General features: G+C 70.1%; 14 protein-coding genes. 7 read left to right on the forward strand and 7 right to left on the reverse strand.

Annotated features, from left to right (window positions below):
- Positions 1–46 precede the first annotated feature (46 nt).
- From IEY88_RS35780 to IEY88_RS35790, 3 genes are all read right to left on the reverse strand, one after another.
- On the reverse strand, positions 47–907 hold the full coding sequence (locus tag IEY88_RS35780; protein WP_308426038.1) for a phytoene/squalene synthase family protein: 861 nt from the start codon (positions 905–907) through the stop codon (positions 47–49).
- A gap of 11 nt (positions 908–918) precedes the next feature.
- Positions 919–2367 (reverse strand): polyprenol phosphomannose-dependent alpha 1,6 mannosyltransferase MptB, encoded by a 1449-nt coding sequence (gene mptB / locus IEY88_RS35785; protein ID WP_229694074.1) that lies wholly within the window; start codon positions 2365–2367, stop codon positions 919–921.
- Positions 2368–2535: 168 nt separating this feature from the next.
- Positions 2536–3603 carry a polyprenyl synthetase family protein gene (locus IEY88_RS35790; protein ID WP_373294256.1) on the reverse strand — a complete coding sequence of 356 codons (1068 nt, stop codon included), beginning with the start codon at positions 3601–3603 and terminating at the stop codon, positions 2536–2538.
- Positions 3604–3707: 104 nt separating this feature from the next.
- Between IEY88_RS35790 and metF the strand changes: the two genes are divergently transcribed.
- Positions 3708–4589: a methylenetetrahydrofolate reductase [NAD(P)H] gene (gene metF / locus IEY88_RS35795; RefSeq protein ID WP_189159352.1), complete on the forward strand. Its 882-nt coding sequence runs from the start codon at positions 3708–3710 to the stop codon at positions 4587–4589.
- Here metF and IEY88_RS35800 read toward each other — a convergent pair.
- Positions 4586–5239, reverse strand: a complete 654-nt coding sequence (locus IEY88_RS35800) for a DUF3153 domain-containing protein (protein ID WP_189159353.1) — start codon at positions 5237–5239, stop codon at positions 4586–4588. The genes metF and IEY88_RS35800 overlap by 4 nt on opposite strands.
- Positions 5240–5345: 106 nt before the next feature.
- Between IEY88_RS35800 and IEY88_RS35805 the strand changes: the two genes are divergently transcribed.
- The gene (locus IEY88_RS35805) at positions 5346–6998 is read left to right on the forward strand and encodes a DUF885 domain-containing protein (protein ID WP_189159354.1); all 1653 of its coding nucleotides are present in this window, start codon (positions 5346–5348) and stop codon (positions 6996–6998) included.
- A 210-nt stretch (positions 6999–7208) separates the two neighbouring features.
- Here the strand turns inward: IEY88_RS35805 and IEY88_RS35810 are convergent, their stop codons facing one another.
- Positions 7209–7703 (reverse strand): VOC family protein, encoded by a 495-nt coding sequence (locus IEY88_RS35810; RefSeq protein WP_189159355.1) that lies wholly within the window; start codon positions 7701–7703, stop codon positions 7209–7211.
- A 24-nt stretch (positions 7704–7727) separates the two neighbouring features.
- On the opposite strand from IEY88_RS35810, the gene IEY88_RS35815 reads away from it, so the two are divergent.
- Complete coding sequence (locus IEY88_RS35815) at positions 7728–9296, forward strand: alkaline phosphatase D family protein (RefSeq protein WP_189159356.1); 1569 nt, start codon at positions 7728–7730, stop codon at positions 9294–9296.
- Here the strand turns inward: IEY88_RS35815 and IEY88_RS35820 are convergent.
- Positions 9273–10019, reverse strand: a complete 747-nt coding sequence (locus tag IEY88_RS35820; protein ID WP_229694075.1) for a maleylpyruvate isomerase N-terminal domain-containing protein — start codon at positions 10017–10019, stop codon at positions 9273–9275. The genes IEY88_RS35815 and IEY88_RS35820 overlap by 24 nt on opposite strands.
- The gene (locus tag IEY88_RS35825; protein WP_189159357.1) at positions 10016–10435 is read right to left on the reverse strand and encodes an SAV_6107 family HEPN domain-containing protein; all 420 of its coding nucleotides are present in this window, start codon (positions 10433–10435) and stop codon (positions 10016–10018) included. Before IEY88_RS35825 ends, IEY88_RS35820 begins: the two co-directional genes overlap by 4 nt.
- 203 nt (positions 10436–10638) lie before the next feature.
- Between IEY88_RS35825 and IEY88_RS35830 the strand changes: the two genes are divergently transcribed.
- The 4 genes from IEY88_RS35830 to IEY88_RS35845 all read left to right on the forward strand — a co-directional run bounded on the left by IEY88_RS35830 (position 10639) and on the right by IEY88_RS35845 (position 13640).
- Positions 10639–11127 carry a YbaK/EbsC family protein gene (locus tag IEY88_RS35830; RefSeq protein ID WP_189159358.1) on the forward strand — a complete coding sequence of 163 codons (489 nt, stop codon included), beginning with the start codon at positions 10639–10641 and terminating at the stop codon, positions 11125–11127.
- Entirely contained in the window at positions 11124–11687 is a 564-nt protein-coding gene (locus IEY88_RS35835) for a GNAT family N-acetyltransferase (RefSeq protein WP_189159359.1), read from the forward strand. Before IEY88_RS35830 ends, IEY88_RS35835 begins: the two co-directional genes overlap by 4 nt.
- A gap of 334 nt (positions 11688–12021) precedes the next feature.
- On the forward strand, positions 12022–12651 hold the full coding sequence (locus IEY88_RS35840; protein WP_189159360.1) for a GntR family transcriptional regulator: 630 nt from the start codon (positions 12022–12024) through the stop codon (positions 12649–12651).
- Positions 12648–13640, forward strand: coding sequence for a 1-aminocyclopropane-1-carboxylate deaminase (locus tag IEY88_RS35845; protein ID WP_189159361.1), 993 nt, complete (start codon positions 12648–12650; stop codon positions 13638–13640). Before IEY88_RS35840 ends, IEY88_RS35845 begins: the two co-directional genes overlap by 4 nt.

Below are 13640 nucleotides of genomic sequence, written 5' to 3' on the forward strand. Positions count from 1 at the left end.
GCAGGTGAGAGGCGTCTGGAACCCTTGTGCCCGGCTAAAGCGGTGCTCACCTCGTCATCACACGTGCGATGAGGGCCTGAGCGGCGCCGGGCACCGCCACGGCCAGCCGCCGTGAGTTCGGCACGGCCACCCGCCGCCACAGCACCTCGCAGCCGACGAGCCCGAGGATGTCGCGATACAGCGTGTATGCAACGCGTACGCAGGGCCGCGACGCCGCCGACAGCATGCCGATGCCCGGCTCCGCAGACTGATACATCGCATGTGAGTGCGCGACTAGGTCATCGAGAGCCCTTTGCACCCGGTCGTTTGCGCGCTTCCGCAAACGACACCATTGCAAGAGCTCGCGGTCGACACCGTGCGCGGTTAGAACGTCTAACGGCAGGTAGACCCGGCCGCGGTCGAGGTCTTCACCGACGTCACGCAGGAAGTTCGTGAGCTGGAACGCCGTCCCGAGCCTGGCCGCGTACGGCTCGGCCTCCTCGCGGGGCACGACGGTGCCGAGCACCGGCAGCATCTGCAGCCCGATGACCTCCGCCGAACCGCGCATGTAGACGCCGAGCGCGCCGAGGTCCGCGTACTCGGTCACGCTGAGGTCCATCCGCATCGACGCGAGGAACTCGGCGAACAGCGACCTGTCGATGTCGTAGCGGCGTGTCGTGTCGGCCAGCGCGTGCAGGACCGGGTTCGACGGTTCCTCGTCGAGCAGCCGCTCCAGGCGGTCCAGTTCGCCCGCGCGGTCGGCCACCCCTGCGGCGTCGACGATCTCGTCGGCCCAGCGCGCGAACGCGTACAGCGCGTGCACCGCGGGCCGCTGCTCAGGCCGCAGCAGCGTCGTCGCCAGGAAGAACGTCCTGCCGTACCGCGCGTTCACCCGGCGGCAAGAGGCATAGGCGGGGCCCAGGTCCACGGTCCCGGGGTTCATTCGTAGCGCGAGGACAGGCCGAACGGGTCCGGCTTCACCAGCGACCGCGCCGCGAGCCCCGACACCACCAGCGCGAAGAACAGGTAGCCCCACGAGTAGAGCGCCGTGTCGCCGTTCGGGAACGTCACCAGCAGCAGGAACAGCGACGCGACCGTCATCGTCACCAGGCCGGCCGTGCTCCACGCGAACCCGGCGGCCAGCGCCAGCGGCCAGGTGAAGTACCAGGGCAGCGTCGCGGGGGACAGCAGCGCCACGGCGAGCATCGTCAGCGCGCCCCGGCGGATCGCGTCGCGCACCTCGCCGTCCCGGGCCGCCCACCACTGCGTGTACGCGATCCAGACCAGCACCACGGAGCCCAGGGCTCGCGCGACGCCGATGAAGATGCCGCCGTCGACGTAGACGAACCAGTTCACGACCATGCGCACGAAGTCGCCGACCGCGCTCGGCACCGACAGCCAGTTGATGATCATCGACGAGCTGCGCAGCGCCGGGATCCAGCCGAGGTTCACCCCGGCGATCACCGTGCACACGGCGAACGTCCCGAGGAACGCCGCGAGGCCCGGCAGCAGCGCCTTGCGGAACTGGGCGCGCTTGTCGCCGTCCAGGCGCGCCGCCCAGATCCAGACGAGGAACGGCACGACCAAGACCGCCGTGGCCTTCACCGAGAACGCGAGGGCGAGCAGCACGAAGCCGAGCACGTGCCGGCGGTCGAGCACCAGCAGCACCCCGGCCGCCATCAGCCCGATCATCAGCACGTCGTTGTGCGCTCCGCCGATGAGGTGGATCAGCACCAGCGGGTTCGCCGCGACCAGCCACAGCGCGATCGCCGACTTGCCGCCCAGGTGCCTGCTCAGGCCCGGAAGCGCCCAGCACAGCAGCACCAGGCCACCGGCGAGGGAGAAGCGCATGGCGACGACGCCGAGGATGACGCTCGCGTCCGTGATCCACACGATCGCCTTGGCGATCAGGATGAACAACGGCCCGTACGGCGCCGGCGTGTGCTGCCACACCCAGCTGACGTTCTCGGACAGCGTGCTCTGCAGGACGGCGGGCCCGACGGTGTACGGGTCGTAGCCGCTCAGCGCGAGCTGGCCCTGCGCCAGGTAGCTGTAGATGTCCTTGCTGAACAGCGGCGGCGCGAACAGCAGCGGCAACGTCCAGACCGTCACCGCGACCAGCACCGCGAAGTCGCCGATCTCGCCCCACCGCACGAGGCGGCCGAGCCGGATCCACGCCCAGATGACGAGGCCCAGCCCGAGGTACAGGACCATGCTCGCCAGGTCGCGGCCGTGGCCGTAGCGCAGCCAGCTCAGGCCCACCTGGGCGAGCAGCGGGTCGCGCTCGAGGATCGCGCCGGCACCCATGCCCCCGAGCGCGATCAGCGCCACGCCCAGCAGGCCGAGCATGGTCGTGCGGATGGGGATGGCGTAGGTGTTCGCGCGCACGACTGGTTGAAGCTCCTGTGGGGACGCCTCGGAGCTCGTGCGGGGTAGGGACGGAGTTGCTGCCATCGCCCGAACATCGTTGCACAACGCGCGGAAGCGTCAGCAGGCAACGGCCCACACGGTCACGAGGAGTTAATCAACTCTCAGGAAGAGAGCTCATGATCGACTTCAGAAGGCCCGCTTCGTCGAGCTGATCGCGAGGTCGGCGAGCTTGGTGGCGGCCGGTTCGGCCACGGGGGCGTCGTCGAGCGCGGCCAGAGCGCTCTTCGTCAGCTCCTCGATGCGCTCCTCGACGGCGTCGACGGCGCCGACCTCCACGAGCGCGCGCCGGACCTCTTCGACCGTGTCCAGGTCGAGGTCGGGCTTGCCGAGGGCGATGTCCAGCACATCGGCGCCGTACTGCATGCCCAGGGCGACGAGCAGCGTGCGCTTGCCCTCGGCGAGGTCGTCGCCCGCGGGCTTACCGGTGACCTCGGGGTCGCCGAAGACGCCGAGCAGGTCGTCGCGCAGCTGGAACGCGACGCCGATGTCGGCACCGAACGCGCGCAGGCCGTCGATCAGCTCGGGTGAGGCGCCCGCCATCGCCGCGCCCATGTGCAGCGGCCGTTCGACGGTGTAGGCGGCGGTCTTGAGCCGGTCGATGCGCAGCGCGGCGTCCGGGGACGAGTCGCCCCGCGCCTGCGTCAGCACGTCGAGGTACTGCCCGGCGAGCATCTCGGTGCGCATGTCCCGCCACGGCTCGCTCATCCGGCGCAGCACCTCGGAGGGCAGCCCGGCGGCGAAGAGCATGTCGTCCGCCCACGCCAGCGCGACGTCGCCGATCAGCACGGCCGCGGACATGCCGAAGCGCTCCGGCGACCCGAGCCAGCCCTGCTCGCGGTGCCGCGCGCCGAACGCGATGTGCACGGTCGGCTTGCCCCGGCGCACGGACGACGCGTCCATCAGGTCGTCGTGGATCAGCGCGCACGCCTGGATCAGCTCCAGCGAGCTGACCGCCGTGAGGACCTCGGCCGCGAGCTCCCCGCCGGGGTCGCCGCCGGCCGCGCGCCAGCCCCACCACGCGTAGGTCGGGCGGATCCGCTTGCCGCCGCCCAGCACGAAGCCGGAGAGCGCGTCGACCGCGCTCGCGAAACTCGGGTCCATCGCCTCGCCGGACGCGCGCCGGGAGGCCAGGTACGTGGTCAGCGCTTCGTCGACGTGCCGGGGCAGGGCGGCGTCGATTGGGTGGTGGGACACGCGTCCATGGTCCGCTGTGTCCGGGGCCACCCGCATGCCGGGGCACGGCTACCACATGGTGAGCGGGTGTTTCACCTGCCGGAAGACCCATTAGGGTTAGCCCCATGACGTCGGTGGTGCAACGGCTCCAGGGGGAGTTCCCCAAGTTCTCGGTGGAGTTCCTCCCGCCGCGAGACGCGGAGGACGAGAAGATCCTCTGGAAGGCCGTTCGCGAACTGGAGAGCCTCGACCCGGCGTTCGTGTCGATCACCTACGGTGCCGGCGGGTCGCGCCGGGACCGCACCATCCGCGCCACCGGCCGCATCGCGCAGGAGACGACGCTGCTGCCCGTCGCGCACCTCACCGCCGTCGAGCACTCGGTGGCGGAGCTGCGCAACGTCATCGGCTGGTACGCGGCGATCGGCGTGCGCAACATCCTGGCGCTGCGCGGCGACCCTCCCGGCGACCCGATGGGTGAGTGGGTCGCGCACCCCGAAGGCCTCAACTACGCCGACGAGCTGGTGCGGCTGGTCCGCGAGCTCGGCGACTTCTGCGTGGGCGTGGCGGCGTTCCCGTACGGGCACCCGCGCTCGGGCGACCTCGACACCGACCTGAAGTACCTGCTGCGCAAGCTCGACGCGGGCGCGGACTACGCGGTGGCCCAGCTGTTCCACGCGCCGGAGCCGTTCCTGCGGATGCGCGACCGGGTGGCGGACGCGGGCTGCACCGCGGCGATCCTGCCCGGCATCATGCCGATGCTCTCGCCGCGCGGCCTGGCCAAGATCGTGGAGCTGTCCGGCGCCGACCTGCCGCTCGACGTCTCACGCCGGCTCGCGCGGTACGCGGACGACGTCGCGGGGTTCCGGGCGACCGGCATCGACATCGCGACCGAAATGTGCCAGCGGCTGCTCGACGAGGGTGTTCCCGCGCTGCACTTCTACACGATGAACAGGGCCAAGGCGACGCGGGAAGTGCTGGGGCGCCTGGGGCTGGTGACGCGCGCCTAGAGCGTGACGTTGCGCTTGTGGGCGATGAGCGCGAGGACGACGACGATCAGCGCCGCACCGCCGGTGAGCCCGGCGACCAGCAGCGCCCAGCCGAAGAACGACTGGGAGTTCTCGCCCGCGTACTGCACGGTGGCCTGCAGCATCGACGCCTGACCGGGTTTCGGAGACCACGCGATCGTGTTGTTCTCCTCCTCCCGGCCGTTGGTGTTCACGATCTTGCCGGGGAAGCTGACCTTGACCTGGATGTCCGCGCGCTCCACGGGCACCTGGGTCAGGTCGACCGAGCCCGAGAGCGTCACAAGATCACCCGACCGGCGGAAGCTGAGGCTGTAGCGGCTGTTCGACGAGCTGGTGGACGACGACAGCGTCCGCATCTCGTCGAACGACAGGCCGTTGAAGAACAGCTGCGTGCCCGCGTACGACTCCACCCGGTACGGCTTGGTGGTGACCCGGCTCGCGAGCTCCGGCGGCACCTTGAGCTGCGGACCGGGGTCGTTGTCCTGGGTGGGAGGCGTGGCCGCGACGATCTCGCCGGAGACGCGGTCGTCGTCCGACACGGCCATGGCGGCGTACACGCGAACGCAACCACTCAGCGAGAACAGGGTGAGCAGCAAGAAGACCGGCAGCAGCAGTGCCCGGGAACGACGCACCCGGACATCCTGCCAGGACGGTCCAAACGACGCAGGTTCCCTCCGAAGGTCGTGAGCTTGACTAATTACTTTCGGTGTGGAGGGGTGCGAGGTAGCGTCTCGAAACATGGCATCCGTGCACGACATCAGCAACAAGTTCGTCAGCGACTACGTGGCGCTGGACCCGATCGCGGCCACGAGCCTCGGGTTCGCGGGATCCGACCACGAGCTGACGGACCTCTCCCCGGAGGGGCACGCGGCGCGTGACGAACTCGCCGTCCGCGCGCTCGCCGCCATCACCGCCGCACAGCCCGCGGATGCCTCCGAGGAAGCGGCACGCGCCGTCTTCCTGGAACGGACGGGCCTCGAGCACGAGCTGTACGAGGCCGGTGAGACCGAGTCCTCGCTGAACGTCATCGCGAGCCCGATCCAGTCCGTGCGCGACATCTTCGACCAGATGCCGACCGACACGCCGGAGCAGTGGGCCACGATCGGCCGCCGCCTCTCCGCCGTGCCCGCCGCACTGGACGGCCTGCGCGCCTCTCTCTCACACGCCGCTTCCCGCGGAAACGTCTCCGCGCTGCGTCAGGTCACCCAGGTCGCCAAGCAGTGCGACACCTTCGCCACGACGTTCTTCGGCCCGTTCGCCGCGTCCGCGAACGTCGACGGCTCCGTGCGCTCCTCTCTCGACGCCGGCGCCACCGCCGCTGCCGCCGCCTACGCGGACTTCGCCTCGTTCCTGCGCACGACGCTGGCTCCCCAGGCGCCGACCAAGGACGCCGTGGGCGAGGAGCGCTACCGCCTCGGCTCGCGCTACTTCACCGGCTCGCGGCTCGACCTGGCCGAGGCCTACACGTGGGGCTGGGAGGAGTTCCTCGGCATCGAGGCCGAGATGAAGAAGGTCGCCTCACGGCTCAAGCCGGGCGCCTCTCTCGCGGAGACCGCGGCGTTCCTCGACGAGCACCCGCGCTACCAGGTGCACGGCCAGGACGGCCTGCAATCGTGGATGCAGGAACTGTCCGACAAGGCCCTGCTCGACCTGCGCGACGTGCACTTCGACCTGCCGGACGCGCTCATGAACCTCGAGTGCAGGATCGCCCCGCCCGGCGGTGCCGTCGGCGCCTACTACACGCAGCCGACCGCGGACTTCTCCCGCCCGGGCCGCATGTGGTGGTCGATCGCCGAGGGCAAGTCGGTGTTCCCGACGTGGCGCGAGACCTCGACGGTCTACCACGAGGGCGTGCCGGGCCATCACCTCCAGTGCGCGACGGCGGTGTACCAGTCCGAGACGCTGAACGACTTCCAGCGCCTGATGTGCTGGGTCTCGGGCCACGGCGAGGGCTGGGCGCTCTACGCGGAACGCCTCATGCGCGAGCTCGGCTACCTCGACGACGACGGCGACCTGCTCGGCATGCTCGACGCGCACCTGTTCCGCGCGGCCCGCGTGATCATCGACATCGGCATGCACCTGGAGCTCGAGATCCCGGCCGGCACCGGCTTCCACCCCGGCGAGCGCTGGACCCCCGAACTCGGTCTCGAGTTCATGATGACCCGCACCCTCTCGGAGCCGGCGCACATCCGCGACGAGATCGACCGCTACCTCGGCTGGCCGGGCCAGGCACCGGCGTACAAGATCGGCGAGCGCCTGTGGCTCGCCGCCCGCGAGGACGCGCGGAGCCGCAAGGGCGCCGACTTCGACCTCAAGCTCTTCCACAAGGAGGCGCTGGAGATGGGCGCGATGGGCCTCGACACCCTTCGTGAACGGTTGGCCGCGCTCTGAGCGCTTCTCGCGGAACAGTGCTCTGACCTGCTTTTACTCGCCCCATTGCAAAAGACGTTTGCGGACGTCCGCAAACGTCTTTTGCATAAGGTCGGACAAAGCGGACAGCGATATATTGGATATCAGTGGTTTACGAGGCGGTAGCTCACGCCCACCCCGGCTCGGTTCGGCCGCTTCACGGTCCGGCTGTCGCGGGAGCGCCTTCGTTCATCACGCCGGATCGGCCCACCGGACGCGCACCCGGTTCGTGATCGGCTCCGGGTCGTCGGTCCGCACGAACTCGAGCCACGGACCCGGCTCGGGCCGGACCGACGCGAAGCCGTCGCCACTGCGCACCACCGGGTGCCCGGTCGCCTCGGCGGACGCCCGCGGATCACGTGAGTCGATGACGACGGCCGCGATCACACCGGGGTACTCGGGCCGGGGTTCGAGGACGCAGAACTCGTTGCCCTGCGGATCGCGCAACACCACCCACGGCACGTCGGCCTGACCGACGTCGGCGTGTTCGGCGCCGAGCTTCAGGGCCCGCGCCACGATGTCCGCCTGGTGTTCGGGCGAGGCCGAGGCCAGGTCGATGTGCACCCGGTTCTTCTCGATCTTCGGAGCGTTGCTCCACACGAACGTCAGCTCGATCTCGTCACCGGCGAACTCGGACCAGAACGCGGCCAGCGCGGGGGGATCCGCCGCCTCGAACGTGATTTCCACTCGTGCGAGGGTACTGTCTCGCGCGTGGCGAAGCTGGTGCTCGGACCCCTCCTGAGGTATGTCGGCGAGACTTCCGCGACGGTGTGGGTGGAGACCGACACCTCGTGCGAGGTCAAGATCGTCGGGCACACCGCCCGCACGTTCCAGGCGGGCGGACAGCACTTCGCGCTCGTCCGGCTGGAGAACCTGGGCTCTCGCACCGAGTACGACGTCAGGCTCGACGACGAGCTGGTCTGGCCGGAACCCGGCAGCGAGTTCCCGAAACCGGTCATCCGCACCGGCGAGGTCCGCCAGATCGCCTTCGGGTCGTGCCGGGCGGCCCCGCACCAGCCGGTCGGTCCCGACGCCCTCGACGCGTTCGCGCAGCGGCTCATGGCGCTGCCGGAGGAGGGGTGGCCGCAGGCGCTGGTCCTGCTGGGAGACCAGGTCTACGCCGACGAACCCACCGAGGCTACGAAGAAGTGGCTGCGCACGCGCCGCAACGGCACGAAGGAACCCGACGGCGAGGTCGTGCACTTCGGTGAGTACGCCCGTCTCTACCACGAGACCTGGGGCGACCCGGAGATCCGCTGGCTGCTGTCGGTCGTGCCGACGGCGATGATCTTCGACGACCACGACGTGCGCGACGACTGGAACACGTCCGCGGTGTGGCGCAAGGAGATGGCGGACAAGCCGTGGTGGCGCGACAGGATCCGCGGCGCCATCTCCTCGTACTGGGTCTACCAGCACCTCGGCAACCTCAGTCCCGCCGAGCTCGCCACGAACGCCTTGTACGCCAAGGTGAGAGCCCAGGACACGGACGTGCTGCCGATGCTCCTGGAGTTCGCCGAGGAGGCGGACAAGGAGGTGGAGGGCCGCAAGTCGACGTGGTGGAGCTTTCGCCGCGAGTTCGGCCGCGCGCGGCTGCTCATGGTCGACACCCGCTCCGGCCGCATCCTCGACGAGGGCAAGCGGCAGATGGTCAGCGACGAGGAGTTCGCGTGGATCGAGCGGAACACCGACGGCGCCGACATCGACCACCTGCTGATCGGCTCGTCGCTGCCGTGGCTGATGCCGCACGCCCTCAGCCACTTCCAGTCCATGAACGAGATCGGCGCGCGCAAGCCGGGCTGGCAGGGCAAGGCCGCCGAGGGGATCAGGCAGGCGGTCGACCTGGAGCACTGGCCGGCGTTCCGCGAGTCGTTCGACCGGCTCTCGCGCATGATCGAGAAGGCCGCGAACAACGGCGCCGCGACGGTGTGCGTGCTGTCCGGTGACGTCCACCACAGCTACGTCGCCGAGGCCGAGTTCCCCAGGCCCACCAAGGCCGTTGTCGCGCAGCTCGTGTGCTCGCCGATCCACAACGAGGCGCCGAAGTTCCTGCGGCCCGGGTTCCGGCTGTCGTGGTCCCGCCCGGCCTCATGGGTGTTCCGCAAGCTCGCGACGCTGGTGGGCGTGCCGGAGGACCTGGTGCACTGGCGCAAGACCAGCGGCCCGCACTTCGGGAACTCCGTGGCGCTGCTGGACTTCGACGGCCGCCGCGCCCGCTACCGGTTGATCTCGGCAGCGGGCGAGGAGACCACGAGCGTCCTACTTGGTCGCGAGTCGGAGTAGCGCCCACAGCTGCGCGATCGCGTCGTCGTCGCCGACCGTCGTGACCAGGCGGTCGGGCAGGCGCCCCCACAGCCAGCGGTACATCGTCATCGGGCCCGCCGACACCTGCGCGTCGGCGACGTGGGCGTCCTCCGGGTCGACCACGCGCCACGCCGACGAGCCGCGCGGGCCGCAGCGCGTGAGCCACAGGTGGTCCTCGACCTGGATGGTGACGAGGCTGTCGCGCGACCCCCGCACCCCGAGCACGTCCAGTTTGTGCCCCAGCCACAACGTGAGCACCTCGTCGACGCCGTCCACCGCGACCTCGTCGGCGACGGCACCCACCTCCATTCCCGCGGCGCCCTGGACGTCCATGCGGTGCAGCGTCGTCTCGTGCGCGAGCCGGCGCCGCCAGAAGCCGTAGTTCTGCTGATCCGGCCACCAAGTCGCACACGGCTCGTCCTCGTCGTGCGCTTCGAGCTCCGCGATCACGGCCTCCGCGCCCGACCGCATGAAGTCGAGCGGGTCCTCCTGCGGGGCCGGGTACTCCTGCCATTCCCCGGCCTCGGGCTCGCGGCCGAGCCTGATCCACGCCAGCACGCTGCGATAGCCGCCGCCGATGTGCCGCACGGTCTCCCCGAGGTTCAGCCCGGGGCAGGCGGGCACACCCTTGTGCGGCGGCTGGCCGATCGCGGACATGGCGAGCAGATCCGCCTCACGGCGCAAGATGTCGAGCGAGTTCACCGCTTCGCCTCACTCATCACGCCATCGACGAGTGCCACGAACAGATGGGTCTGTCGCACGAGATCGTCAGCCGTGCGCGCGTTGACGTGCCTGGTGATCCCCGCGAGCACAGCGGCCCGTGTGGACGACCACGACGCGAAAAAAGCGGCCCACTCACTCATCTCCGGCGCCATCGCGGCGAGCAGCACCCACGCGCTGGTCGGCCGCGACCGCCCGCGATGAGGCCGTCCACGCAAGGCGAGCACCGCGGCGGCGGCGCGCAGTGCGGCGAGGTAAGCGGTCGCGAACCGCTCCGGGGGGTCGGGCGTGCGCTCCGACTCGGCGAGCGAGTCACGGGCCTGCCGCAGCAGGACGAGCGCGGACGCGGGCGGCAAGGGGATGGGGAAGGCTGCCGGATTCGAAATCTCAGCTGTCATCTCGGCCTCCTCGTGGCGTCGGTGAACGACGTCACCGCCGAGGGGAAGCCGGCGGCTCTCGGAGGTGGGGTGCTTCCCCCACCCCACCTCCGAGGCATGGTGCGACTCGAACACATGTTCGAGTCCCCGTAAGCGTAGCTGCCAGCGGATGGATTCCTCAACCCGCCCCACCACGTGGGCGCGCGTCGTGGTCTGATGGAGACGTGAGTGCGCTAGAACACCCCGGAATCCGCAAGGTCGCGGACGCCCTGCCTCCCGCCACCGCCGACCGCATCGTCGTGCTGCCGGACGCGGTGCGGACCGCGGCGGCCGCGGCACAGGCGGTGGGTGTGCAGGTGGGCGCGATCGCGAACAGCCTGGTGTTCGCCGCTGTGCGCGACGGCGAGGCGGCCCCGCTGCTGGTGCTGACGTCGGGCGCACACCGCGCGGACACGTCACTGGTCGCCGCACTCGTGGGCGCGGACGCGGTCAAGCGCGCCGATCCCGAGTTCGTCCGCGAGCACACGGGCCAGGTGATCGGCGGGGTGTCACCGGTCGGGCACCCTGCGCCGATCGAGACCGTGGTCGACGAGTCGCTGTCCGGCTACGAGGAGATCTGGGCGGCCGCGGGCCATCCGCACGCCGTCTACCCCACGACCTTCGCGGACCTGGTGGCACTGACGGGCGGCCGCATCGCGGTGGTGTCGGCATGACGGCCTCGCCGCGCCTGGAGCGCATCGTCGAGTTCACCGCCTCCGAGCTGAACGTGCGGCTGGGCGAAGCCCTCGCGCTGTACGTGACGGCGATGAACTACCCGCCCGCCACCGTCGAGCAGCGCGCCCCGATGTGGCTCGCGCACATGATGCGCGAGGACTGGCGCTGCGTCGTCGCGCTGGGGGAGCAGGACGAACTCGTCGGCATCGGCTACGGCTACCGGGGCGCGGCCGGCCAGTGGTGGCACGAGCAGGTGCGGCGCGGACTGATGCAGGTCTCGCCGCCCGCCGTCGTCGACGGCTGGCTCACCGACTACTTCGAGCTCACCGAACTGCACGTGCTCCCGCGCGCCCAGGGCCGCGGCCTCGGCGAGGACCTGCTGCGCAGGCTCATGGAGGGCGTGCCGTCCTCCCGCGTGCTGCTGTCCACACCCGAAGGCCCGAGCAAGGCGTGGAAGCTCTACCGCCGTGTCGGTTTCGAGGACGTGCTGCGGCACTACCAGTTCACCGGCGACCCGCGCCCGTTCGCGGTCCTCGGCCGGACGCTGCCGGTCACCTAGAGCCCGCGCGGGCTACCGTCCCGCGTCTCCTCGGGCAACTCCCGCTCTCTCCAGTTTGATCACGTAGCCCGAGCCTGCGGCCCACCTGCTGGCGCGTCGCAGTTGGACGCGCACCCCTGCGACCCCGCGATCCGCGGCACCGCCAGCCTTGCCGTCTCTCACGCTCGACAGCCGTCGCGTATGGCCTTCCCATGCAAAAAACGTTTGCGGACGTCCGCAAACGTCTCATTGCAATGGCACTGCGAGGGGACGCGACTTGAGGTGGGGGAGTGCCGTAGTGCCAGGTCAGGATGCGGGGTTGCGATCACTCGGCCGCGAACCTACGCTCACTGATATGCAATATATTGGATATGGGTCACTGAAGGAACGGGCGGCGGCCGAGATCCGATCGGCGATCGTGCGCGGTGATCTGGAGCCGGGCACGCCCATCAAGGACGTCGAACTGGCGGAGCGGCTGGGGCTGTCCCGCACGCCGGTGCGGGAGGCGCTCGCCACGCTGACCGACGAGGGCCTGGTGGAGACCAAGCCGCACGCTTACACCCGTGTCACCGCGCTGGAAGCCGAGCCCGTGCGCGACGCGCTCGTCGTCGTGCAGTCGATGCACTCGCTCGCTGTCGGTATGGCCGTGCCGAAGATGACGGCCGAGCACATCGCCGCGATGCGCATCGCGAACAAGGCTTTCAAGAAGGCGCTCGACGCCGACGACGCTGTCGCCGCGCTGGCCGCCGACGACGAGTTTCACGCGGTGGCCGTTCGCTGCTGCGACAACTTCGCGATCACCGCGACCATCGACCGCTTCACGCCGCTGGTGCGCCGGATCGAGCACAGCCGTTTCTCGTCGCCGAACGCGCGCCACTCCGTGACGCAGCACCAGCAGATCATCGAGGCGTGCGAGAAGGGTGACGCGGCGCAGGCGGCGGTCCTGGTCGACGAGAACTGGAACACCCTGACGGAGGAACTGTGAACAGATTCCCGCTTCTCTTCGGCCCCTCTCCAGTCCACCGGCTGGACCGGCTCACGGCCCACCTCGGTGGCGCCGCCGTGTGGGCGAAGCGCGAGGACTGCAACTCCGGCCTCGCCTACGGCGGCAACAAGACCCGCAAGCTCGAGTACCTCGTCGCCGACGCGATCGCCACGGGCTGCGACACCCTCGTGTCGATCGGCGGCATCCAGTCCAACCACACCCGCCAGGTCGCGGCCGCCGCGGCTCGGGCCGGTGTGAAGGCCGTGCTGGTGCAGGAGAGCTGGGTCGAGTGGTCCGACGTCGGCAGCGACCGCGTGGGCAACATCCTGCTCAGCCGCATGATGGGAGCCGACGTGCGGCTGGTGGACGCCGAGTTCGGCATCGGCGTCAAACCCGCCTGGGAACAGGCGATCGAAGAGGTCCGCGCGAACGGCGGCAAGCCCTACCCGATCCCCGCCGGCGCCTCCGACCACCCGCTGGGCGGCATGGGGTTCGCGAACTGGGCCGACGAGGTCCGCCAGCAGGAAGCGCAACTCGGCGTCTTCTTCGACACGATCGTCGTCTGCTCCGTCACCGGCAGCACCCAGGCGGGCATGGTCGCCGGGTTCGCGAACGACACCGGCCGCCGTGTGCTGGGCATCGACGCGTCCGCCAAACCCGCCGAGACCCTCGAGCAGATCACCCGCATCGCGCACAACACCGCCAAGCTCCGCGAGGTCACGGTGTCCGAAGAGGACATCGTCCTCGACGACCGCTTCCACGCCGGCACCTACGGCATCGCCGACGAGTCCACAGTGGAGGCCATGCGCCTCGGCGCCAGCTTGGAAGCGATGATCACCGACCCAGTCTACGAGGGGAAGTCCCTGGCAGGGCTCATCCACCTCGTGTCGTCAGGCGAGATCGGCCGCGACTCCACCGTCCTCTACGCCCATCTCGGCGGGCAGCCGGCCCTCAACGCCTACAGCTCTTTGTTCTCCCCCAGCGACTAG

It is taken from the genome of Lentzea pudingi (assembly GCF_014646255.1).
Taxonomy (GTDB): domain Bacteria; phylum Actinomycetota; class Actinomycetes; order Mycobacteriales; family Pseudonocardiaceae; genus Lentzea; species Lentzea pudingi.